Origin of the sequence: Lentzea sp. NPDC051213, assembly GCF_044455585.1 — a bacterium.
Classification (GTDB): domain Bacteria; phylum Actinomycetota; class Actinomycetes; order Mycobacteriales; family Pseudonocardiaceae; genus Lentzea.
The window spans coordinates 749,377-771,164 of record NZ_JBITEX010000001.1; the positions used below are offsets into that span (position 1 = coordinate 749,377).

At 69.7% G+C, this 21,788-nt stretch carries 26 protein-coding genes; 17 read left to right on the forward strand and 9 right to left on the reverse strand.

Annotation, left to right across the window (positions count from 1 at the left end):
• The first annotated feature begins 87 nt into the window (after positions 1-87).
• The gene (locus ACIA8G_RS03365) at positions 88-969 is read left to right on the forward strand and encodes a LysR family transcriptional regulator (protein WP_396416626.1); all 882 of its coding nucleotides are present in this window, start codon (positions 88-90) and stop codon (positions 967-969) included.
• Here the strand turns inward: ACIA8G_RS03365 and ACIA8G_RS03370 are convergent.
• Entirely contained in the window at positions 946-2,490 is a 1,545-nt protein-coding gene (locus ACIA8G_RS03370) for a sensor histidine kinase (protein ID WP_396416627.1), read from the reverse strand. The genes ACIA8G_RS03365 and ACIA8G_RS03370 overlap by 24 nt on opposite strands.
• The gene (locus ACIA8G_RS03375) at positions 2,487-3,164 is read right to left on the reverse strand and encodes a response regulator transcription factor (RefSeq protein WP_396416628.1); all 678 of its coding nucleotides are present in this window, start codon (positions 3,162-3,164) and stop codon (positions 2,487-2,489) included. Before ACIA8G_RS03375 ends, ACIA8G_RS03370 begins: the two co-directional genes overlap by 4 nt.
• Before the next feature lie 132 nt (positions 3,165-3,296).
• Here ACIA8G_RS03375 and ACIA8G_RS03380 point away from each other — a divergent pair, with 132 nt between their 5' ends.
• On the forward strand, positions 3,297-4,076 hold the full coding sequence (locus ACIA8G_RS03380) for a hypothetical protein (protein ID WP_396416629.1): 780 nt from the start codon (positions 3,297-3,299) through the stop codon (positions 4,074-4,076).
• On the opposite strand, the gene lexA is transcribed toward ACIA8G_RS03380, so the two are convergent.
• The gene (gene lexA / locus ACIA8G_RS03385; RefSeq protein WP_396416630.1) at positions 4,073-4,732 is read right to left on the reverse strand and encodes a transcriptional repressor LexA; all 660 of its coding nucleotides are present in this window, start codon (positions 4,730-4,732) and stop codon (positions 4,073-4,075) included. The genes ACIA8G_RS03380 and lexA overlap by 4 nt on opposite strands.
• Before the next feature lie 58 nt (positions 4,733-4,790).
• Here lexA and ACIA8G_RS03390 point away from each other — a divergent pair, with 58 nt between their 5' ends.
• The 6 genes from ACIA8G_RS03390 to ACIA8G_RS03415 all read left to right on the forward strand — a co-directional run bounded on the left by ACIA8G_RS03390 (position 4,791) and on the right by ACIA8G_RS03415 (position 8,312).
• Positions 4,791-5,357, forward strand: coding sequence for a GNAT family N-acetyltransferase (locus tag ACIA8G_RS03390; protein ID WP_396416631.1), 567 nt, complete (start codon positions 4,791-4,793; stop codon positions 5,355-5,357).
• Positions 5,358-5,427: 70 nt separating this feature from the next.
• Positions 5,428-6,027: an RNA polymerase sigma factor gene (locus ACIA8G_RS03395; RefSeq protein ID WP_396416632.1), complete on the forward strand. Its 600-nt coding sequence runs from the start codon at positions 5,428-5,430 to the stop codon at positions 6,025-6,027.
• A complete protein-coding gene (locus ACIA8G_RS03400) occupies positions 6,020-6,223 on the forward strand; it encodes a hypothetical protein (protein WP_396416633.1) in 204 nt (67 codons plus the stop codon). Before ACIA8G_RS03395 ends, ACIA8G_RS03400 begins: the two co-directional genes overlap by 8 nt.
• Positions 6,216-7,238 (forward strand): CU044_5270 family protein, encoded by a 1,023-nt coding sequence (locus ACIA8G_RS03405; protein WP_396416634.1) that lies wholly within the window; start codon positions 6,216-6,218, stop codon positions 7,236-7,238. The genes ACIA8G_RS03400 and ACIA8G_RS03405 overlap by 8 nt, the downstream gene beginning before the upstream one ends.
• Positions 7,239-7,316: 78 nt before the next feature.
• Positions 7,317-7,745, forward strand: a complete 429-nt coding sequence (locus ACIA8G_RS03410; protein WP_396416635.1) for an SRPBCC domain-containing protein — start codon at positions 7,317-7,319, stop codon at positions 7,743-7,745.
• Positions 7,746-7,754: 9 nt separating this feature from the next.
• Complete coding sequence (locus ACIA8G_RS03415) at positions 7,755-8,312, forward strand: TetR/AcrR family transcriptional regulator (RefSeq protein ID WP_396416636.1); 558 nt, start codon at positions 7,755-7,757, stop codon at positions 8,310-8,312.
• Here the strand turns inward: ACIA8G_RS03415 and ACIA8G_RS03420 are convergent.
• Positions 8,259-8,747, reverse strand: a complete 489-nt coding sequence (locus ACIA8G_RS03420; protein ID WP_396416637.1) for a MarR family winged helix-turn-helix transcriptional regulator — start codon at positions 8,745-8,747, stop codon at positions 8,259-8,261. The two genes, ACIA8G_RS03415 and ACIA8G_RS03420, sit on opposite strands and share 54 nt — an antisense overlap.
• A gap of 116 nt (positions 8,748-8,863) precedes the next feature.
• Between ACIA8G_RS03420 and ACIA8G_RS03425 the strand changes: the two genes are divergently transcribed.
• Positions 8,864-9,619: a DUF4142 domain-containing protein gene (locus tag ACIA8G_RS03425; RefSeq protein WP_396416638.1), complete on the forward strand. Its 756-nt coding sequence runs from the start codon at positions 8,864-8,866 to the stop codon at positions 9,617-9,619.
• Between the two features lie 12 nt (positions 9,620-9,631).
• A complete protein-coding gene (locus ACIA8G_RS03430; protein ID WP_396416639.1) occupies positions 9,632-10,810 on the forward strand; it encodes an FAD-dependent oxidoreductase in 1,179 nt (392 codons plus the stop codon).
• On the opposite strand, the gene ACIA8G_RS03435 is transcribed toward ACIA8G_RS03430, so the two are convergent.
• Entirely contained in the window at positions 10,776-11,321 is a 546-nt protein-coding gene (locus ACIA8G_RS03435) for a TetR/AcrR family transcriptional regulator (protein WP_396416640.1), read from the reverse strand. The two genes, ACIA8G_RS03430 and ACIA8G_RS03435, sit on opposite strands and share 35 nt — an antisense overlap.
• A 59-nt stretch (positions 11,322-11,380) precedes the next feature.
• On the opposite strand from ACIA8G_RS03435, the gene ACIA8G_RS03440 reads away from it, so the two are divergent.
• Positions 11,381-12,316, forward strand: coding sequence for an NAD-dependent epimerase/dehydratase family protein (locus ACIA8G_RS03440; RefSeq protein WP_396416641.1), 936 nt, complete (start codon positions 11,381-11,383; stop codon positions 12,314-12,316).
• Here ACIA8G_RS03440 and ACIA8G_RS03445 read toward each other — a convergent pair.
• Positions 12,313-12,684, reverse strand: a complete 372-nt coding sequence (locus ACIA8G_RS03445) for a winged helix-turn-helix transcriptional regulator (protein ID WP_396416642.1) — start codon at positions 12,682-12,684, stop codon at positions 12,313-12,315. The genes ACIA8G_RS03440 and ACIA8G_RS03445 overlap by 4 nt on opposite strands.
• Positions 12,685-12,767: 83 nt before the next feature.
• Between ACIA8G_RS03445 and ACIA8G_RS03450 the strand changes: the two genes are divergently transcribed.
• Genes ACIA8G_RS03450 through ACIA8G_RS03470 form a run of 5 tightly spaced genes read left to right on the forward strand, consistent with a single transcriptional unit; the run spans position 12,768 to position 18,617 of the window.
• A complete protein-coding gene (locus ACIA8G_RS03450) occupies positions 12,768-13,163 on the forward strand; it encodes a nuclear transport factor 2 family protein (protein WP_396416643.1) in 396 nt (131 codons plus the stop codon).
• 28 nt (positions 13,164-13,191) lie between these two features.
• Positions 13,192-16,122: a DUF4062 domain-containing protein gene (locus tag ACIA8G_RS03455; protein WP_396416644.1), complete on the forward strand. Its 2,931-nt coding sequence runs from the start codon at positions 13,192-13,194 to the stop codon at positions 16,120-16,122.
• A gap of 51 nt (positions 16,123-16,173) precedes the next feature.
• Positions 16,174-17,325, forward strand: a complete 1,152-nt coding sequence (locus tag ACIA8G_RS03460) for an AI-2E family transporter (protein ID WP_396416645.1) — start codon at positions 16,174-16,176, stop codon at positions 17,323-17,325.
• A 23-nt stretch (positions 17,326-17,348) separates the two neighbouring features.
• Positions 17,349-17,846, forward strand: coding sequence for a peptide-methionine (S)-S-oxide reductase MsrA (gene msrA / locus ACIA8G_RS03465; protein WP_396416646.1), 498 nt, complete (start codon positions 17,349-17,351; stop codon positions 17,844-17,846).
• Between the two features lie 51 nt (positions 17,847-17,897).
• Positions 17,898-18,617, forward strand: a complete 720-nt coding sequence (locus ACIA8G_RS03470) for a polysaccharide deacetylase family protein (RefSeq protein ID WP_396416647.1) — start codon at positions 17,898-17,900, stop codon at positions 18,615-18,617.
• Between the two features lies 1 nt (position 18,618).
• Here the strand turns inward: ACIA8G_RS03470 and ACIA8G_RS03475 are convergent, their stop codons facing one another.
• Positions 18,619-19,491 carry an SDR family oxidoreductase gene (locus tag ACIA8G_RS03475; protein ID WP_396416648.1) on the reverse strand — a complete coding sequence of 291 codons (873 nt, stop codon included), beginning with the start codon at positions 19,489-19,491 and terminating at the stop codon, positions 18,619-18,621.
• On the reverse strand, positions 19,491-20,216 hold the full coding sequence (locus tag ACIA8G_RS03480) for an SDR family oxidoreductase (RefSeq protein WP_396416649.1): 726 nt from the start codon (positions 20,214-20,216) through the stop codon (positions 19,491-19,493). Before ACIA8G_RS03480 ends, ACIA8G_RS03475 begins: the two co-directional genes overlap by 1 nt.
• Before the next feature lie 94 nt (positions 20,217-20,310).
• Here ACIA8G_RS03480 and ACIA8G_RS03485 point away from each other — a divergent pair, with 94 nt between their 5' ends.
• A complete protein-coding gene (locus tag ACIA8G_RS03485) occupies positions 20,311-20,982 on the forward strand; it encodes a TetR/AcrR family transcriptional regulator (RefSeq protein ID WP_396416650.1) in 672 nt (223 codons plus the stop codon).
• On the opposite strand, the gene ACIA8G_RS03490 is transcribed toward ACIA8G_RS03485, so the two are convergent.
• The gene (locus ACIA8G_RS03490; RefSeq protein ID WP_396416651.1) at positions 20,983-21,729 is read right to left on the reverse strand and encodes an NPP1 family protein; all 747 of its coding nucleotides are present in this window, start codon (positions 21,727-21,729) and stop codon (positions 20,983-20,985) included. It abuts the gene before it with no gap.
• Positions 21,730-21,788: the final 59 nt, after the last annotated feature.

Genomic DNA, 21,788 nt, shown 5'->3' on the forward strand with positions numbered 1-21,788 from the left:
CACAACAGCGATCCCATCACGGATCATCCATACGAGACGGCAGAGGTATAAGCTGGCTTATGGCTGGGACACCTCCGGGGAGTTGACGTGACCGACCTGGACCTGCTGGCGACGTTCCTGGAGATCTACCGGGGCGGCTCGATCACCGTCGCGGCTGCTCGGCGGGGCCTGACCCAGCCCGCGGTGAGCGGTCAGCTCGCCCGGCTGGAGAAGGACCTGGGCGAGCCGCTGTTCGTCCGCGGCAGCCGCGGCGTCACGCCCACACCCCGCGCCGACGACCTGGCCCGCCGCGTCGGGGTGCACGTCGACCAGCTCAGGTCCGCGCTCGACCCGGTCGCGGCGGCCGCGGGCACGGTGCGGATCGGGGGAGCGGCCGAGTTCATGACGGCCCGCGGGCTGCCCGCGCTCGCCCCGCTGACCCAGCGCGGTGTCCGGATCGAGGTCACGCTCGGCCTGGCGAACGACCTCCTCAACGCCCTCAAGGCCGCCCAGATCGACATCGTGTTGTCGTCGGTCCGGCCGGGCGCGGGCTTCGCGGCCACCCCGTTCGCCGACGAGGAGTTCCTGCTGGTCGGGCCGCCGGTGCTGGCAAGGACCGTCGACCAGGCGCTGCTCGGCGAGGACCCGGCACGCGCGCTGGAGCACCTGCCGCTCGTCGCCTACTCGCCGGAGTTGCCGATCATCCGCCGGTACTGGCGCAGCGAGTTCGGCACGCGGCCGAAGAACGCGACCGCCGTCGTCGTGCCGGACCTGCGGGCGGTGCTGGCCGCGGTCATCGCCGGCGCGGGCGTGTCCGCGTTGCCGCGCTACCTGGCCGAACCCGCTCTGGCCGCCGGATCGGTGGAACTCCTGCACCACGCGGAGATCTCCCCTCTGAACACCCTCTACCTGGTCACCCGCGGCCCGTTGACGCCGGTGGTCGAGACGGTCGTGGAGCACCTGAAGTCACGGGAGTGGGGCGTTCTCTAGCGGCAGGCGCACCGTGAACGTCGTGCCGGTACCCAGAACGCTCGCCACGGAGATCGAGCCGCCGTGCGCGGTGATGATCTCCCGCGCGATCGCCAGCCCGAGCCCGCGGCCACCCGTGTCCCGCCCGCGAGCTGTGTCCGCCCGCCAGAACCGGTCGAACACGTGCGGCAGGTGCTCGGCGGCGATCCCGGTGCCGTCGTCGACGACCTCGATCACCGCCCAGGCCCCGTCGGCCCGGCAGCGCAACGTGATGACGCTCGGGGCCGCCCGCGCCGCGTTGGTGACCAGGTTGCCGACGACCTGGCGCAGCCTGTCCTGATCCGCCTGCACCACAACGGGTTCCGGCGCGTCGAGCACCAGCGGGACCGTGCCGGCCGGCAGGCGCACCGCGGCCAGCAGCTCGGCCAGGTCCACGGCGGACCGGTGGTAGACCAGCGACCCCGCCTCGGCCAGCGCCAGCTCCTGCAGGTCGTCGACCAGGCGTTGCTGCAACAGGGCTTCCTCGTGCAGCGACCGGTACAGCTCGTCGTCGGCGGTCAGCACGCCGTCACGCACACCCTCGACGTATCCCCGGATGTTCGCGAGCGGGGTCCGCAGCTCGTGCGCGATGTCGGCGATCATGTGGTGCTGCTGCTCCCGGCTGCGTTGCAGGGAGTCGGCCATCCCGTTGAACGCGCGGGTCAGCTCGGCCAGGTCACCGCTGCCCTTCTCCGGCACCCGCTGGGTCAGGTCGCCGGAACCGAGCCGGCGCGAGGAGGCCGCCAGCGCACTGATCGGCCGCAACGCCCGCCGGGTGATCAGCAGTGACGCGACCAGCGCCAGCACGGTGACCAGCCCGGCACCGCCGAGGATCGGCAGCACCGCGATCCGCGCCTGCTGCGGCTGGTCCGCCACGCCGGCCTGCACGAGCACCGGCGGTGGCGTGATCGCGGCGAGCCGGGCGGCGAACTCCCGCCGCACACAGGCGACGTCCTCCCCGCACCCCAGCCGGTCCACTTCGGTGGACAGCTGCGCCTTGCCGACCGAGCAATCCTGCATCGGCTGCACGGGCTCGAACCCGATCCCGCCGCCGGAGCGCGTGACGATCCTCAGCCCCACGCCCTGCTTCTGCACGCACCGGGCGGTGTCGAGCTCCGACTGGTAGCTGTGGAGTGCCCAGAGGGCATTGGACTCGGTCGTGACCCTCTGCTCCGCACGGGTCTGCACCGGCACGCTCTGCCGCGGCGCGGGGCCTGGCTGGGTGTCGGCCAGCACCACGCCGTCCTGGGTGACCACCCTGACCCGCTCACCCAGTCGCGCGGCCAGCGGCGGCAGGATCTCGCCCACGCCGTCCCACGAACCGCGGAGCAGCCCGTAGATCGTCACCTCCTGCACCACGGCGTCCAGTTCCTGCCAGGCGATCTCGGCGGACTTCTCCACCTGACGGGTCGTCTCGCGCAGCGTGAGCCACGTGGTGGCCGCCACCGCGGTCACGACCGTCACCACGACCAGCGCGGCGACCTTGAGCGCGAACCGGCTCATCCGGCGAACTTGTAGCCGCGACCGGGCACGGTCAGCACGTACCGGGGGACCGCCGGGTCCGGTTCGATCTTGCGCCGCAGGTTCATCACGTGCGCGTCGATCGTGCGCTCCTGCACGTTGTGGTCGAACCCGAACATCTCCTGCAACAACTGCGCCCGCGTGAACGCCCGGCCCGGCGCGGCCGCGAGTACGCGCAGCAGCTCGAACTCCTTCGCGGTCAGCACCACCAGTTCCCCGCCGACCCGCGCCTCGAACCGCTCCGGGTCGACCTCCACGTCGAGCGCTCGGATCGGGCCGGCCGCGTCCGGGACCCCGGATCGCCGCAGCAACGCCCGCACGCGCGCCACCAGTTCGCGCGGGCTGTACGGCTTCGCCACGTAGTCGTCCGCACCGAGATCGAGCCCCAGCAGCAGATCCGCCTCGGTCGCCCGCGCGGTCAGCATCAGGATCGGCACGGGCGACTCGGCGCGCAGCACGCGGCACACGTCGAGGCCGTCCACCTCGGGCATCATCACGTCGAGCACCACCAGGTCCGGTGTGCGCGACCGCGCGAGGTCCAGCGCGGTCCGGCCGTCCCTGGCCACCAGCACGCTGTGACCCTCGTGTTCCAGGTACGCCCTGATCAGGTGTGACTGCTTCGGGTCGTCGTCGGCCACCAGGATGCGTGCGCTCACCAGCCAAGCTTGCGGCACGGCCGTGAAGCATCGATGAAGACGCGATGCTGACGCCGTCAATTCGCCCGATCGAACGTCGGCGGGACCGGTGGTTCGTCATTTCTTCATCGCGGCGGGGTTTGCATCGCCGGCATGAAGAGGTTGATCGTTCTCGCGCTGCTGCTCAGCGCCTGCCAGCAACCCCCGCCACCGGTCCGCCCGCCGGACCCGGCCCCGCCGCCGTCCAAAGTGGCCGAGCAGTCCTGGCAGCCCAACGCGGCCGCGGTGGACGTCCAGGTCGACGGCGAGTACGCCTGGGCGTTGCGCGGCAACGGAACCGATCTGAGCGGAGGCACCGCCCGCACGAACACCGAATCGATGATCAAGGTGTGGATCGCGCTGGACTTCGTCGCCTCCCGGAGATCGGTGGTGTCACCGGCCGACGAGAGCGCGCTGGCGAAGATGATCCGCGACAGCGACGACCAGATCGCGCAGCGGTTCTACCTCCAGCTCGGCGGGGACGCGAGCGTCCGGCGCCTGATCGGCACCTGCCGGCTGGCCGACACCCGGATCACGCCCGGCTGGTGGTCGAAGACCACGGTCTCCGCGATGGACGCGGCCAGGCTCGGCGAGTGCCTGGTGGACGGGCCGGGCATCAGTCCGGAGTGGAGGGACAAACTCGTCGCGATGATGCGCGACATCGCCTCGGACGGCAGGTTCGGCATCCCGGAGGCACCCGCCCTGCAGGGCAAGCCGCTCGCGATCAAGAACGGCTGGACCCTGCACACCGACACGTGGACGGTGACGTGCCTGGCGGTCTGGGACGGGTGGTCGCTCGCGGTCCTGGTGCGGTTCAAGGACAGGCCGGGTGGCCACCGCTACGGCGCCGAGGTCTGCGCGACCGTCGCCGACCAGCTGTTCAAGACGGCCTAAACGCTGCGGAGCACCGAAACGACGATGCCGAGGATCACAGCGTTGTCGCCGTCGATGACGGGATAGTCCGGGTTCCGCGGCTCCAGGTACACGTGGCCGTTGCGGCGCTGGTAGACCTTCACCGTCGCCTCTTCCTCGATCATCGCGGCGACGATCTGCCCGCTGTACGCCTCGTGCGTCTGCCGCACGACGACCATGTCGCCGTCGCAGATCGCGGCCTCGATCATCGAGTCACCGCGCACGCGCAGCGCGAACACGTTGCTGCCCCGCCCGACCAGGCCACGCGGCAGGTTCAGCACGTCGTCCACGTGCTCCACGGCGGAGATCGGCGTACCGGCGGCGATGTCGCCGACGACGGGTACCGAGATCGAGTCGTCCGGGACCGGCGCCGCCGACGGCGTCTCGTGCAGGAAGATCCGCACGTCCATCGGCCGCGTCACCGAGGCGCCGCGCCGCAGGAAACCCCTGTCCTCCAACGCGGACAGGTGCTTGGAGACGCTCGACGGCGACTTCAGGCCGACCGCCTCGCCGATCTCGCGGGTGCTGGGGGAGTAGCCGTGCTCGACCACCCAGTCGCGGATGGCGCCCAGGATCTTCTGCTGGCGCTCCGGCAGCACCGACGTGTCGAGGTGCTCAAGATCGTCGTAGGTGGTCACCGGCCAGATAGTAGTAATCGGGTTGCCGAACACGATCGGGTGGTCGTTTGATCAGGTCATGAGCTCGGCATGGGTAGGCGAACGGGTCCGGCTGCGTGGCGTCGAACCGGAGGACTGGGAGGCCTTCCACCGGTTCGACGAGAACTCCGTCGACATGCGGCGGGGGGACAGGATCCACCCGCCCCGCTCGGCCGCGCGGCAACGCCAGTGGGCGGAGCAGGCCGCGCTCAAGGACCCCGACCAGGACAGGTTCATGTACGCGATCGAGTCGCTCGCCGACGGTGTGCTCGTCGGCATGCTGTCCACCAGCGAACTGGACCACCGCGCCGGCCGGTTCATGTACGGCGTCGCGATCGGCAGCGACCACAAAGGACGTGGCTACGCCTCGGACGCGGTGCCGCTGCTGCTGAACTTCATGTTCGGCGAGCGCAGGTTCCACAAGTGCGAGGCGAGCGTCTGGGCGTTCAACGAACCTTCACTCGCGTTGCACCGCAAACTCGGCTTCCGCGAGGAGGGCCGCCTGCGCGACCACGAGTACTTCGCCGGACGGCACCACGACGTCGTTCTCTTCGGAGTGACGGCGCCGGAGTTCGCCGCGCGGCACCCGTACCCGAGCGAGATCTGATCAGGCACCCCACCATGTGGCGGTGAGCACACGCCGGGAACGCCGGCCCGGCCATCGGGCAGGTAGGCCTGTGCGAAGCGACGTGGCGCCCGTGGCGCTGACACCGGATCAGGCGCCCGGCGTGCTGGACGAGCCGGCGCTGCTGGACCTGTACGAGACGACGGCCGAGCGGTTGCACCGCTACGTGGCCGGGCGGGTCGGTCCCGACGCCGCGCAGGACGTGGTGTCCGAGGCGTTCCTGGTGCTGTGGGACAAGCGCGCCGGGCAGGTCTACGAGGCCGATGCCGTGCGCGCCTGGCTCTACGGCGTCGCGACGAACCTCCTGCGCCACCACGTGCGTGCCGAGGAGCGCAAGCTGCGTGCCTGGAACAGGGTGCACGCGGCCCGCACCACCGAGGACGACATCGGGGAACGGGCGAGCGCGGCGGCCGACGCGGACCTGCTCTCCGGGCCGCTCACCGGGTGGCTCGCCGACCTGCGGCTGGAGGAACGCGAGGTGCTGCTGCTCACCGCGTGGGCGGAGCTGACGCCGACCGAGATCGGGGTCGCGCTCGACGTCCCGGTGGCGACCGTGCGCACCAGGCTGCATCGCGCCCGCGCACGTCTTCGCACGCGGCTTGCCGCCACCGGCCACGCCTTCAGCAACTTCGCGGAGGGCGGCCATGCCTGAGCCCGACGCCCACGCCTTCGACCACTTTGCGGAGGCGGCCGTGCCTGAGCCCGACGCCCACGCCTTCGACCACTTTGCGGAGGCGGCCGTGCCTGAGCCCGCCGCCCACGCCTTCGACCACTTTGCGGAGGCGGCCGTGCCTGAGCCCGCCGCCCACGCCCCAGATCGCGACCTCACCGGGGACAGCCATGTCTGACAAGAACAGTCCCGAGACCCTCGACCGCGTCCTCGACGCGACCCTGACCCGTGCCCTCGGGGAACCGGCCAAGTTCGACGTCGCCGCCGGCAAGCTCGCCCTGCAGCAAGCCCTGCGGGAGCGAGCCGAAGCGCCAGCGCCGGTGAAGCACCGCCGCGTCCCGTGGCTCGCCGCGGCGGCGGCCGTCGCCGTCCTGACCGTGGGTGGCCTGGTCGCGTCGACCGTCGACGTCGGCAGTCCGTCCGCGACCGCCGCCGAGCAGCTGGTCCGCGCCGCCGACCTCGCCGAACACGTCACGGAGGCGCCCGTTGGCCCCGGCCAGTACCGCTACGTCAGCCGCCGGCACCGGTCCATCGGCGAGGGGAGCGGCACGAACGAGGCGTGGACGATGGGCTCGCGCACCGAGGTGTGGATCCCGGCCGACTACCGGCAGGAGTGGCTGGAACGCCAGACCCGCGAGGTCGTGCCGCAGTGGGTGCCGGGCCACGAAGGCGAGGGCAGGCCGGACCAGGGCGGCAAGGACGAGGAGTTCCGCGCGCCCTGCGGCAAGTTCACTTACTACGCCGCCGACTATCCGGACCGATGCACGATCGGGAGCTGGAACAACCCGCTGCCGGAGTTCGTCTCGGCGCTCCCGACCGACCCGCGCGCCCTGTACGAGCGCATGGTGCGGGACGGCGGCACCGATCCGTCCGGGGCGTTGATCGTGGCGGCCAACGGGTTGCTGTCCGGCCGGTTGCCGGCGGAGGTGCGGGCGAACGTGTTCCGCGCGCTGGCTCTGCTGCCAGGACTCGTGGTCACCGAGAAGCGCGTGAACCTCGACGGTGTGGTGGGCGTGGCTCTCGGGATCAAGTACTACGACCACTTCTCGGAGCTGATCATCAACCCGTACAACGGCGAGTTCATCGGCATCCGGGAGACGGTGGCGCAGGACGGCACGCTGCCGAAGGGCACGGTGCGCTCGGTCTACTCGGTCGGCACGGCGGTCGTCGACTCGATTGGGTCCCGTCCCTAATTGCAACCCTGGGGTTGCACGTCCACAGGGGATGTGCAACTCTGGGGTTGCAAATTGGTGCCGGACGGAGGAGCTGTCGTGACCGTGGATCGGATCGAACGCGAGACCCTGATCGAGGCCCCGCTGGAGCGGGTCTGGCGACTGGTGACCGAGCCGGGGTTCTGGGTGGCCTCGGAGCCCTCGGGCACGGCGGTCGAGGGTGAGACCACCCTGTGCCGCAACGAGCAGTACGGCGACTTCCCGGTGCGGGTCGTGACCGTGACGCCGCAGACCTACGTGTCGTACCGGTGGGCGAGTGCGTTCGGCGGCGAGGAGTTGCGCGCGGACAACACGACGCTGGTCGAGTTCACCCTCACGCCCGAGGGTTCTGGGACGAAGCTGCGGGTGGTGGAGAGCGGGTTCGCGGCTCTGGCCACTACGCCTGAGCTGCGCGCGAAGGCGCACGAGGACAACTCGGGTGGTTGGGCTGAGGTGCTCGAATCGTTCACAAAGAAGGCCGAAAGCTAAGTTAGTCAGGTGCCCAAGTCAGTCGACCGTGGTCGCCGCACCCGTGAACAACTGCTCGATGCCGCCGCCCAACTCGTGGGCGAGGTCGGCTGGGGTGCGGTGACCACCCGGCTGGTCGCCGAACGCGCCGGAGTCAACGCGGCGTTGGTGCACTACCACTTCTCATCGGTGCCGGACCTGCTGTCGGCGGCCGCGCTGCGGTTCGCCGAGCGGATCCTGACCGAGGCCGCGGACGTGCTGCGGTCGGCGGAACCGGCCGCGGGCATCGACCGCATGCTCGACGACCTCTCCCGCTACACCGGCACCGATCCGGAGTTGTTGCTGCTGGCCGAGGCGTTCCTCGCCGCGCACCGGCTGCCGGAGCTGCGAGGTGCCCTGGCCGCGTTGGTCGCGGACTTCCGGGGACGCGTCGCCGACTGGCTGAGCGGCGCCGGGGTGAAGGACGCCGAGGCGATCGCGTTGTTGCTGGGGGCGGCCATCGACGGGCTGGTGCTGCACCGGGCGTTGGACGAGTCAGTCGACTTCCGCGTGGTCGCGGGGCCGCTCCGGCGTCTCGTCGCGGGCTGACCAGCGCGGTTCGCCGCCGGCCTCGGTGAACGCGGTCAGGGCCTCGACCAGGCCGTGCCGCAGGTGCTCCGGCATGCGCGCCACGATCCTGCTGATCTCGGCCCGCCTGCGGGTCATCACCTCGCCCACGACCCGGCGGCCCTCGTCGCTCGCGACGACCACGACCTCGCGCCTGGTGACGGGGTTGGGCTCGCGCTCCACGACGCCGGAGGTGATCAGCCGGTCGATCATGCGCTTCGCGGTGGAGGGGTTGACCTCGAGCAGGTCGGCGAGCGCGGTGAGCTTGATCGGGCCGCGGCTGTCGAGCAGCACCAGCATGCGCAGCTGCGGCAGCGTGAGCGTCTCCTCGACGGCCGCGAGCGATCGTGCCGACACGGCGATCAGCAGGCGGGACGCGGTCAGGACCGCGTCGGTCAGGTCGTCGATGTCGCTCACCCGCTTAGTTCTACAGGGCTCGGCGAAGATAACGAAAAGATAAACATTGCACTGTGCAACGGTCGGCGGTGCCCGATTCGCCCGTACCTCCCGGCAGCAGCGAAGGGAGAGCACTCGTGCGAACACTACTCGCAACGATCTTGGTGTTACTGCTGGGCGCCCCGCCCGCGTTCGCCCAGCCCGACCTGGGCCCCGAGTTCACGCCGACCCAGTTCGGGCCGATGGGGCCGGCCGGGCGCGACCTGCTGGTGAAGGTGGCGCTCGCCGGGTTGTGGGAAGGCCCCGCCGGGCGGATGGGGCTCGAGAAGTCGGCCAGCCCGAAGGTGCAGGAGGCCGGTCGGCACCTCATCGAGGGGCACGCCGACCTGGACAGGAGGACCGTCGAGCTCGCCCGCACCCTGAACGTGCCGTTGCCGACGCAGCCCAACGCCGACCAGCAGGGCTGGCTCGACGAGATGACGGCGGCACCCGCGCGCAGCCCCGAGTTCGACCGGATCTTCGCGAACCGCCTGCGCGCGGCCCACGGTGGCGTCTACAAGTTCCTCGCCTCGGTCCGCACCGGCACGCGCAACACCGCGATCCGCGACTACGCCAAGGTCTGCATGGACACGGTGCTCGACCACATGACGGTGCTCGAAGCCACCGGCGCGGTCGACTTCAGCGACACGAAGGCGATCCCGATCGCCCTGGTCGCGGCGCCCGCCTCGTCGACGCCTCCTGTCGCGCCTCCTCGTCAGCCGCAGACCGTCGCGCAGCCGCAGGAATCCGGCGGCATCCCCGATGGCCTTCTCGGGCTGGGTGTGCTCGCTGCAGTCGCCATCTGCCTCTACCTCTGGACAGGCGGGCGAAGCAGCGGCAAGTCGCACCCGTAGTAGATTGGGCAAATGCCCAAGGCGAATGACCAACAGAGAGCGTTGATCGTCGGAGCCGGGATCGCCGGTCTGGCGACGGCGTGGTGGCTGGAGCGCGCTGGCTGGGACGTCCTGATCGTGGAGAGGGCGCCGTCGTTCCGCGCGGGCGGCTACATGATCGATTTCTTCGGGCCGGGCCACGAGGTGGCGCGGCGGATGGGCCTGCTGCCCGCGCTGGAACGGCGCCGGGCGCCGATCTCCTCGGTGACCAGCGTCGACGAACGGGGGCGGCGGCGCGGTGAGATCTCCACGGAGGCCTACGAGGCGGTGGCCGACGGGGTGATCAGCCTGCTGCGCGGCGATCTGGCGGACGTGATCCGCGCCGACGTGCGGACATCGGTGCGCTACGGCCTGTCGGTCTGCTCGATCGACGACGGCCGGGTGACGTTCTCGGACGGTTCGGCCGCGGTGTTCGATCTGGTGGTCGGCGCGGACGGCGTGCACTCGACGGTCAGGGAGCTGGTGTTCGGGCCGTCGGCGGAGTTCGTGCGGTACCTCGGGCACCACACGGCGGCGTTCTCGTTCCGCGACCCGGAGCTGAGCGCGCGGATCGGGTACCGCTACCAGATGCTGACGGCGCCGCATCGGATGATCGGCTGCTATGCCGTGCGTGACGGCTCGATGGCCGCGCTGATGCTTTACCGCTCTTCGTCGCAGGCGGTGCCCGCAGACCCAGTGGCGGCGTTGCGGGACCGGTTCGGCGACCTGGGCTGGGTCGCGTCGGAGCTGCTTTCCGTGGTGCCGCAGGACGTCTACTACGACGAGGTGTCCCAGGTGGACATGCCGTCGTGGCATCGGGGCAAGGTCGTGCTGGTCGGTGACGCGTGCGGTGCGGTGTCGCTGTTCGCCGGCCACGGCGCGTCGCTCGCCCTCACCGGCGCGCACGTGTTGGTGGAGGAACTGACCGCCGATCCGGACGGCGCCTTCGAGCGCTACCAGGCGCGGATGAAGCCGGCGGTCGAGCACACCCAGGAGTTCGGCCGGCGGTTCATCGGCTGGATGGCACCGGGTTCGCGGTGGCGGATCTCGGTGCGGGACCTGGCGTTGCGGCTGTCCGGACTGCCGGTCGTGCGGAACCTGATCCGCGGCTCGGTCATGCCGGACGTGGACGGCGTGCTCACCCCCGCAACACCCGCAGGCACAGCCGCTTGAGCACCTCGCGCAGCTCGTCGTCGGTCAGGTGGCGCAGCCCCGCGATCACCGGGCCGACGTCGCTCGCGAGGTACCACGCGGCCCGCTGGTCGTCGGTCGGGTCGTCGCCGTAGAGCAGTCGCATCGCCTCGGCGGCGAGCCGGGCCAGCTCGGCGTTGATCCGCTCGTTGCGGCGCACGCTCGGATCGGTCCGGCCGAGCGGCGACAACGCCCTGTTCGCCACGACCTGGTCGACGAACCCCGCGACCATGTGCTCGGCGCGGGCGCGCTTGCCCCTGATCTTCGCGGTCTCCCGCAGCAATGCCTCGAAGAAGACGATCGTGTTGTCCAGCAACGCTTCCAGGATCGCGGACTTGGTGCGGAAGTAGTAGTAGACGTTCGCCTTCGTCACGTCCATCTCGTCCGCGATGGTCTGCAACGACGTCGCGTCGTACCCGTGCGTGGCGAACAGCGTGCGGGCGGTCGTGAGGATCGCCGCACGGGTGCGTTCGGCCTGGGCTGCCCGGGTCATGCCGGTGATGCTACAGTCGATTTCATTAGCCGCACGGCTAATGAATCTGGAGGTGTGTCGTGACCGTTCTGGTGACCGGTGGCACCGGGTTCGTGGCCGGCTGGACCATCGCCGAGCTGCTGCGCCAGGGCCATGACGTGCGCACGACCATCCGCAGCCGGCGCCCGGACGTGCCCGGCGACTACGAGGTGGTCAAGGCGGACCTGACGTCCGACGAGGGCTGGGCGGAGGCGATGGCCGGCGTCCGGTACGTGCTGCACGTCGCGTCGCCGCTCAGTGGCGACGGCGACCTGGTCGGACCCGCGCGTGACGGCACGCTGCGAGTGCTCCGCGCAGCCGTGGACGCGGGCGTGGAACGGGTCGTCCTGACGTCCTCCGCGGCGGCCGCCACGCCCGCGCCGGGCTCGACCGGCGTGTTCGACGAGACGCTGTGGACGGACCTGGAGGTGCAGCCGTTCGACGAGTACCGCCGGTCGAAGGTGCTGGCCGAGCGCGCCGCCTGGGAGTTCATGCGGGACAAGGACACGGCGCTGGTGACGGTGCTTCCCGGCGCGGTGCTGGGGCCCACCCTGTCCCAGGAGAACCTGGGATCGGTGCGGGTCGTCGGCCGGTTGCTCGACGGCATGCCCGGCACGCCGCGGGTGGGGCTGAACATCGTGGACGTCCGCGACGTCGCCGACCTGCACATCCGGGCGATGACCGCACCGGAGGCGGCGGGGGAGCGGTTCATCGCGGTGAGCGAGTTCATGTGGATGGCCGACGTCGCCCGGACGTTGCGCCAGCACTTCGGCGAACGGGCCTCGCGGGTGCCGCGCAGGACGTTGCCGGACTTCCTGCTCAAGGCGTTGTCGTTGGTGGTCAAGGAGATCAGGCCGTTGGTGCCGATGCTCGGCCGCCAGTACACGCTCTCGCACGAGAAAGCGTCGCGCGTGCTCGGCTGGCAGCCGCGTCCGGCCGTCACCGCGATCGTGGACTGCGCGGAAAGCCTGCTCTAACGGGCGTCGTAGCTCTCGCGGTTCACCAGCACCTCGGCGATGTGCTCCTCGGCCCACCGGCACAGCGCGAGCAGCGGCACGTGCAGGGTGAAGCCGAGTTCGGTCAGCTCGTACTCGACCCGTGGCGGCACCTCGGCGTGCACGTGCCGCGTCACCAGGCCGTCCCGTTCGAGGTCGCGCAGGGTCTCCGTGAGGACCTTGCCGCTGATCCCGTCGAGCTGGGTCCTGAGGTCGCCGAACCGCATGCGGCCGTTGTTGCCGAGCACGGACACCGCCATCGCCGTCCACTTGTTCGCGATGCGCGCCAGCGATGTGCGGGACGGGCAGGTCGCCGCGAGCACGCTCCAGTCCGGCATGACCTGTGACATGGGGCACATCCGTCCATTAGTTACGTTGAGGTAATTGGTTACTTTTGGAGAGCATAGGGCACCACCACGGAAAAGGAGAAGTCATGACCGCCCCGCTCACCGTCATCACCACCTACTTCGACGCCCTCGAGTCCGGTGACTTCGCCACCGTCTCGGCCACGTTCGCCGACGACATCGTGTGGCACCAGCCGGGTGCCAACCGGTTCTCCGGCGTGCACCACGGCAGCGCCGCCGTCGGCGAGCTGATCGGCGGCATGATGACCGTGTCCGAGGGCACCTTCACGTTGGCGCGCAACGCCCCGCTGATGGTCAACGGCGACATCGTGGCCGCGCCGGTGCACTGGACCGCCAAGCGCGCGGGCGCCGAGATGGACGGCGTCGGCGTCGACCTGATGCGCGTCGCCGACGGCAAGGTCGCCGAGGTCTGGCTGTTCACCGCCGACCCGGCCGAGGAAGACGCGTTCTGGGGTCTTGGATAACCCGTTCGGGTCGTAACAACGTTCGGCCGTGGCGCGACAACTTCACGTGTCCGCGCCACGGCAGTACCCCGGTGTGATGGTGTCGTCCACGTTCGCTGACCTCCGGGAACACCGGGCAGCGTTGATGAGCGCCATCCAGGGCCTGCAACTGCACGCCGTGGCAATGGAATCCGACTCGGCGCTGCCGGCGGGCACCGTGCTGGACTCGTCGCTGCGCAAGGTGCGGGAAGCTTCGGGGTACGTCGGGATCATCAGCCACCGCTACGGCCAGGTGCCGGTCTGCGCCGCCAATCCCGACGGGCTTTCGCTGACCCACCTGGAATATCGCGAGGCGATCCGGCTCGGCAGACCGATCCTGATCTTCATCATGGGCGACGATCACCCGATCACGCGGGCGGACGTCGAGCCCGATCCGGTGAAGCAGGCGAGGCTCGACGCGTTCCGCGAGGAGGTCAAGCTCGCGGACGGCCAACTGCAGCGCGTCTACTGCGTTTTCACGAGCCTCGGCGACTTCACCGCCAAGGCCACCCAGTCCGTCGCCGAACTGCGCGCATTGCTGGAAACCGAACCCGCGCAGGAGGTTCCGGCACCACCGGAGGGCACTCCGGTGGCACCCGCCCTGTACGCGCGCCCTCGCTACCTGGGCTCGCATCCGTTCGTGGGCAGGCAGGAGCAGCTCACGACGTTGAGCGAATGGGCAGGCACCGCGGAGTCGCGCACCGTGCTGCTGTTCGAGGCCATCGGCGGTACCGGCAAGAGCATCCTCACGTGGGAGTGGATCAACCACTACGCGCCGGGCGTGCGGGACTGGGCGGGCCGGTTCTGGTACTCGTTCTACGACGCGGGCGCGGTGATGGCCGACTTCTGCCGCCACGCCCTGTCCTACATGACCGGCCAGCCGCTCTCCGCGTTCGCCGGCAAGGGTCAGGCCGAGCTCGGCGAACTCCTGTTGCGCCAGCTGGAATCCAAGCCCTGGCTGCTGGTGCTGGATGGCCTGGAACGCGTGCTCGTCGCCTACCACCGCTACAACGCCGCGCAGCTGCTCGACGAGGACGCCGGTTCCGCCGACGAGATCAGCGACCGGCACCCCTGCGCGACGATCCGCCCGGAGGACGAGGACCTCCTGCGCAGGCTGGCTGCCGCGGCCCCGTCCAAGATCCTCATCAGCTCGCGGCTGGTGCCGCGGGTGCTGCTGAACCAGGCCTCCCAGGCGATTCCCGGTGTCCTGCACCAACGTCTGCCCGGTCTCCGCCCGGCCGACGCGGAGGCCCTGTTGCGCGGCTGCGGGGTGACCGGTGACGGGGCGGCGATGCGGGCCTATCTGCAACGGCACTGCGACTGCCACCCGCTGGTCACCGGCATCGTGGCCGGTCTCGTCAACGACTACCTGCCCGCCCGCGGTGACTTCGACGCGTGGTCCGCAGACGGCCACCTCGACCTCGGCGAGCTCGACCTGGTCCAGAAACGCAATCACATCCTGCGCGCGGCGTTGGCCGCGCTGGGGGAGCCGGGTCGTCAGCTGCTCTCCACGCTGGCGATCCTGTCGGAGGCGGTCGAGTACTCCACTCTCCAGGCGGTGAGCCGGCTGTCGTCGAGAGACCTCGGCAGGGCCGTGGCGGAACTGGAGCAACGCGGCCTGCTCCAGTACGACTGGTCGTCCAGGCACTACGACCTGCACCCGGTCGTGCGCGCGGTCGCTTCGGGTGGTCTGCGGGACGAAGATCGGCATGTCCTGGGCCAGCGGGTGGTCGACCACTTCTCGGCCCGCGTGGACCAGACCTACCTGTACGTCGGTGGCCTGGAGGAGTTGCGCGGCCACGTCACGGTCGTCCGGACGCTGTTGCAGATGGGCAAATGGCGTGCCGCCTACAACTCGTACACGAGCGGGCTGAGCGATGCCTTGCTCTACAAGCTCGAAGCAGCTCCCGAAGTGCTGTCGTTGCTGCGGCCGTTCTTCAGCGCGGGGTGGGAGGTCAGCGCGCCGAGTGCGCGGCAGCTGGCGCGCGATCAGATCGCCTGGTTGTTGAACGACGTCGGCGGCGCGTACTACCAGCTGGGTTGGTGGGATCAAGCGCTCGAGTTGTTCGAGGTCGCCGTGGCAGAGCATCTGGACGACGCGGAATGGGGCGGTGCCGCCATCTGCCTGGGGAACGCCGCGATGGTGCTCATCGGCGTGAACCGCCTGGCGCGTGGGCATTTCGCCACCGAAACCGCTTTGCGGCTCGCCGAGCTGACCGAGAGTGCCAACGTGCGGTTCAACCTCCAGTCGAAGCTGCTGGAGTCGTTCGCGGTGCTGGGGAGAACGGCTGAGCTGGAGGCCGTCTGGGCGACGCTCGACCTGACCCGGGTGTGGGACGTGGACGGCACGAAGGCGGGGGTGGCCGAGATCATGTATGCGGACTCCCGGTTGCCCCGGGGCCTGCTCACCCACCAGGAGCTGGACGACATCGATGCGCTGGCGCGCAGCCGCGGGACGCGGTTCGTGATGAGGACGGTGCACAACCTGCGTGGCCGCCTGCACATGTCGCGCGAGGAGTGGGCCTCGGCTGCCAACGAGTTCGAGGGCGCGGTCAGCATGGCGCGACAGACCGGGATTCCCAGTGACAGGGACGAAGGCTGGCTGATGCTGGCACGTCTGCGGCTCGGGCAGTTGCCGGACGCGCGTGCCGAGATCGAGAACCTCTGGCCAGGCGACGACCTGCTGGCCGAGTTGTGGCGCGAGCTCGGCGACCGCGATCGCGCGACCAGCCACGCCCTCAGCGAGTACGAGTTCGCGTGGGCGGACGGTGAGCCCTACGTCCGCCGGCACGACCTGGACAAGGCTGAGCGGATGCTGCGGGAGCTGGGCGCCGAGGTGCCGGTGCTTCCGCCGTACGACCCCGCTGCTGACCCGCCGCTGCCCTGCGAGCTGCGTGTTGAGGAGGCCATCGCGGCGCTGCAGAAGAGCAGGCGGCCATGAAAGCGGCATGTCTGCCACCCGTTCGGGCTAGATCACGACAGACTGTAGAGCGTGGAACGGGATCGCAGGTGGAACGACAAGGGTGAGGCCATCGGGCACGGCGTGAGCTGGCTCGCGCGGTGGAGTCTGCGGGTGGCGCTGGCCGCGCTCGGCTTCTGGATGGTGCTGTGGCTGATCGGCACGCTGTGGGTGGTCGTCATGCCCGTGCTGCTCGGGCTGCTGATCACCACGGTGCTGTGGCCGCCGGCCAGGTGGCTGATGTCGAAGGGGCTGAACTCGGCGCTGTCGGCGACGATCGTGCTGGTCGTCGGCCTGGGTGTGCTGGGCGGGGTCATCGCGGCGATCTCGACGTCGATCGCGTCCGGCGTGCCGGAGATCGCGAAGAGCGCGCAGAAGGCCATGTCGCAGCTGCAGGACTGGGTGGCGGGGCCGCCGCTCAACCTGCGCGACACCGACCTCGACAAGCTGATCGCCCAGGGTGTGGAGCAGATCAAGTCGAGCATCGGGTCGATCGCGGGCGGGCTGCTCTCGGGTGCGGGCGCGGTGACGTCCGGCGTCGTGACGGGCCTGGTGGCGTTGCTGCTGGCGTTCTTCTTCGTCAAGGACGGCATGCGCTTCACGCCGTGGGTGCGCGGCCTGATCGGTGAGCGCGCCGGCTCGCACGTGACGAACGTGCTGGAGCGGGTCTGGGTCACGCTCGGCAGCTTCATCCGCAGCCAGGCGATCGTCAGCCTGATCGACGCGGTGTTCATCGGCCTCGGCCTGCTGATCCTGGGCGTGCCGCTGGCGATCCCGCTGGCCGCGCTGACGTTCCTCGGCGGTTTCATCCCGATCATCGGTGCGTTCATCGCCGGTGCGCTGGCGGTGCTGGTCGCGCTGGTCAGCAACGGCCTGACCACGGCGATCATCATGCTGATCATCGTCATCGTGGTGCAGCAGGTCGAGGGCAACGTGCTGCAGCCCATGCTGCAGTCGCGCAGCCTGCGCCTGCACGCGGCCGTGGTGCTGCTCGTCGTGACCGCCGGTACCAGCCTCTACGGCATCGCGGGCGCGTTCTTCTCCGTGCCGGTCGCGGCCGCGGTGGCCGTCGTCATGCGCTACCTGGGCGAGGTCATCGAGGCCAGGTCGGTGGGGGCGCCCGTAATGGATACGTCACAACTCGACGGGGATGAACCCGCCAAGCCCGAACGTTCTCCTGAGTGAACACCGAGCAGAGGAGTATCACTGTGACGGAGAAGGCTGTTCTCGCGGGCGGCTGTTTCTGGGGCATGCAGGACCTGTTCCGCCGCCACCCCGGCGTCGTCTCCACGCGCGTCGGTTACACCGGCGACCCCAGCACGCCCAACGCCACGTACCGCCGGCACGGCAACCACGCCGAGGCGATCGAGATCGTGTTCGACCCGGCGCGGCTGAGCTACCGGCAGATCCTGGAGTTCTTCTTCCAGATCCACGACCCGTCGACCCGCAACCGCCAGGGCAACGACATCGGCGCCGGCTACCGTTCGGCGATCTTCTACACCGACGACGCGCAGAAGCAGGTCGCCGAGGCGACCATCGCCGATGTCGACGCGTCGGGGAAGTGGCCGGGCAAGGTCGTCACCGAGGTCGCCCAGGCAACGGACTTCTGGGAGGCCGAGCCGGAGCACCAGGACTACCTGGAGCGGTATCCGAACGGGTACACGTGCCACTACGTGCGGCCGGAATGGCAGCTCGGCGAGCGTTGATCGACCCAGGAGGGCCGTCCCGTGTGGACGGCCCTCTGCCATAGTTGGCGCATGAAGTGGTTGTCTCGCAAGCCAACGATCATCACCGCAAGCATCCTCGTCGTCGCGCTGACGGCGGCCGTGGTGCTGTGGAACGTCAGCAGCTCACGCACGTTCCAGTTCTTCGGTGAGCTCGTCCACCGGGTGGAGACCACCGACAAGGTGGTGGCCCTGACCTTCGACGACGGCCCGGACCCGGCCGGCGCCCAGCAGGTCCTCGACACCCTGGCCCGGCAGGAAGTCACCGCCACGTTCTTCCTCATGGGCCGCGACCTCGACAAGCACCCCGAACTCGGCAGGAAGATCGCGGAGGCGGGCCACGAGATCGGCAACCACACCTACAACCACGAGCGGATGGTCGGGGTGACGCCGGCGACGGTGGCCAGGGAGATCGAGGACACCGACCAGAAGATCCGCGCGACCGGTTACAGCAAGGACATCCACTTCCGGCCACCCAACGGCAAGAAGCTCTTCGCGTTGCCGCACTACCTGAGCAAGCACAACAGGACGACGGTGATGTGGGACGTGGAACCGGACTCGAACGGCACGCCCACCAAAGAGCAGATCCTGACCGGCACCCTGAACGAGACCAGGCCCGGCTCGATCATCCTGCTCCACCCGATGTACTCGACGCGCGAACCCACCAGGCAGGCGCTCGAACCGATCATCACAGGGCTGAAGGAGCGCGGCTTCCGGTTCGTGACCGTCTCCGCGCTCCTCGGCCAAGCCTGACTCACACCAGGTCTTCGAGCCCGACCCGGCGCAGGAACTCGCTGCGTACGCGGTCGGCGACGGCGTTCACGACCTCGGCACCGTCGTTGGACGGATCGATGTGCACCCGGAACGGCGGCTCGTCGGAACCGACAACGTCCACGATAGCTTCAGCGACGGCTGAAACAGAGGCCCACGGCGGCTCCAGTTCGGCGAGACGAGCACCCACCTGCTCCATGAGGCCGGGGTAGAACTCCTCGTACGCCTTGGCCACATCGCCGTCCGAGGGCGTGCCGCTGTGCGCGAAGTGGTTGGTGCCGTGGGTGAACGCGCCCGGCACGACGATCGTGGTGTCGATGCCGAACCGCAGCAGCTCGGCGCGGTACGAGACCGCGACCGCGTCCATCGCCGCCTTGGCCGCGAAGTACGGCGCCAGGTACGGGGGAGTGCCGCCACGCGTGGAGCTCGAGCCCACCCACACGACGTGCCCGGAGTGCTGAGCCCTCAGCAACGGCAGGGCGGCGCGGTTGACCCGCTGGGTGCCGAGCACGTTGACGTCGTACAGGGCGGCGTACTGCTCCGGCGTGAACGCCTCGGCCGGGCCGGTGACCATGTGGCCGGCGTTGTGCACGATCACGTCCAGGCGGCCCTGCTCCGCGACGATGAACGCGATCGCGGCGTCCGCGGACTCCTGGGACTGCACGTCGAGTTCGACCGCGTGGACGGAAACGTCGTTATCGGCTCCGAAGGTGCCGAGGTCGGCGACCGCGGTCGCGTTGCGGCCGGTGGTCTCACGCATGCCGGCGTAGACGGTGTGCCCGGCGAGAGCCAGTGATCGGACGGCGAGCGCTCCGAAACCGCTGGACGCTCCGGTGACGACGATGACCTTGCCCATCAGATGATGCCTCCGTTCGCACGAACGACCTGACCGTTGATCCAGCGGGCGGGGCCCGCCAGGAAGGAGATGACCTCGGCGATGTCGTCGGGCGAGCCGATGCGCTCGAGCGGCGCCTGCTTCGCGAGGTTGTCGATCGTCGCCTCGTCCTTGCCCTCCAGGAACAGGGCCGTGGCGGTGGGGCCGGGGGCGACGACGTTCACGGTGATGTCGCGGCCGCGCAGTTCGCGCGCCAGGATCAGCGTCAGCGCCTCGACGCCGCCCTTCGACATGGCGTAGGCGCCGTACTGGGGGAAGCGCAGGCCCACGACCGAGGACGAGACGTTGATGAGCGCGCCGCCGGTGCGCAGCCGACGTGCGGCCTGCTGGGCCACGACGAACGTGCCGCGCCCGTTGGTGCGCTGGATGCGGTCGAACACTTCGAGGTCCATGTCGGCGACCGTGCCCAGCGGCATGATGCCCGCCGAGTTCACGACCACGTCGACGCCGCCGAAGGTCTGCTCCGCGAGGTCGAACGCGGCGGCGACGGCGTTCTCGTCGGCCACGTCGGCCTGGGCGGCGATGGCCTGGCCACCGGCTGCCTTGATCTCCTCGACCGCGGTGTCAGCCTCCGCCTTGTTGCCGGCGTAGACGATCACGACGGCGGTCCCGTCGGCGGCGAGGCGCTCGGCGGCTGCCCGCCCGATGCCCCTCGACCCGCCGGTGACGATCGCAACGCGTGTCATGTCTGTGCTCCCTAGCTGGTGTTTCCGTCGCTAACACAATCAACGTAGCACTGATATCGAATCAGCGCTACCCCTGATGTGTTACCGTCGTTACATGGACACGCGAGAGCGGTTGGTGAAGGCTGCGGCCGATCTTCTGATCGAGGGCGGCAAGGAGGCGGTCTCCACGCGCGCGGTCGCGTCGGCGGCGGGTGTGCAGGCGCCGACGCTGTACCGGCTGTTCGGGGACAAGGACGGACTGCTCGACGCCGTCGCGGCCCACGGCTTCGCCGACTACCTCGCGTCCAAGCACGCGATGGGTGCCAGCGACAACCCGGTCGACGACCTGCGCCGTGGCTGGGAGCTGCACATCGGGTTCGGCCTCGCGCGGCCCGCGTTCTACCTGCTCATGTACGGCGAGCCGCGCAAGCGTCAGGCGCGGCTGGAGGCGGACGCGATGCTCCGCGAGATCATCAGCCGCATCGCCTCGGCGGGCCGGTTGACGGTCCCGGTCGAGCAGGCTGCGCAGTTCGTGCACGCGGCGGGGATGGGCGTGGTGCTGTCGTTGATCGCGACGCCGGAGGCGGAACGGGACCTGGAGCTGATCACGTTCTCGCGCGAGCAGGTGATCAGGGCGATCACGTCGGACACGTCACCGGACGGGCCGACCGACATCCCCAGTCGTGCGATCGCGCTCAGGGTCGCACTCGAAGAGGACCCGCCCCTGATGCTGTCTCCAGCGGAACGGGTCCTCCTGGCCGAGTGGCTCGATCGCGTCGCTAAATGATCACGCGTTCGGGTCGAACGCGATCCCGGCCGGCTTGGCCTGGCCGAGGTTGTAGTTGAACGCGCTGTCCTTGATCGCCAGCGACGCGCTGCCGAAGTTCGCGTTCACCAGGGTGTCGCGCACCCCGGCCGGGAAGCGGTCCCAGCTGACCAGGTCGGGGTACTGGTACACCCCGTAGTGGTTCTCCGCCTGCTCGTTGTAATTCGCGAGCCGGAAGCAGTGCGTGCTGGCGCCGTCCTTGTGGTAAATGATCTTCGGGTGGGTGCCTTCCCACTGCACGTTGCCGCGCGGGTGGGTCTTGTACTTGCCGTGCTCGGACGTCGAGACGTACTGAGCCACGTCGTTCTGCACCCACACGACCACGTGCTCGATGTCGTGGCGGTGACCGCAGCAGTCCCAGCCCGGCACGGCCTGGTCCTTCTCGAAGTACAGGTCGTACAGGTAGGCGCACCAGCCGTTGTTGCACTTGCTGCGGCTGTAGGAGTTGGTGTTGTCCAGATCGGACTGGTCGTGGCAGTTGCCGTTGAGCGCGCCCGAGTTCTTCAGGCCCGGCGCCACCTGTCCGGACGGCGAGATCGCCGGGGTGGGGTAGCAGCCGTCACCGTCGTAGTCGAACGCCGGCTGCCACTTGCCGTCCTCCGCCGCGTAGTTGGCGGGGATGGCCTGCGGTGGATCGGCGAGTGCGATTCCGGGGAACAGCGCGGTGATCAGGAGCGCGCCGGCCAGCGCGGGTAGGAGTTTCCTCAACAGAGGCCTCGATTCCGGGAGCAGGGAGCGGAGAGGCGTGCGAGGCAGAAGGTGGTACA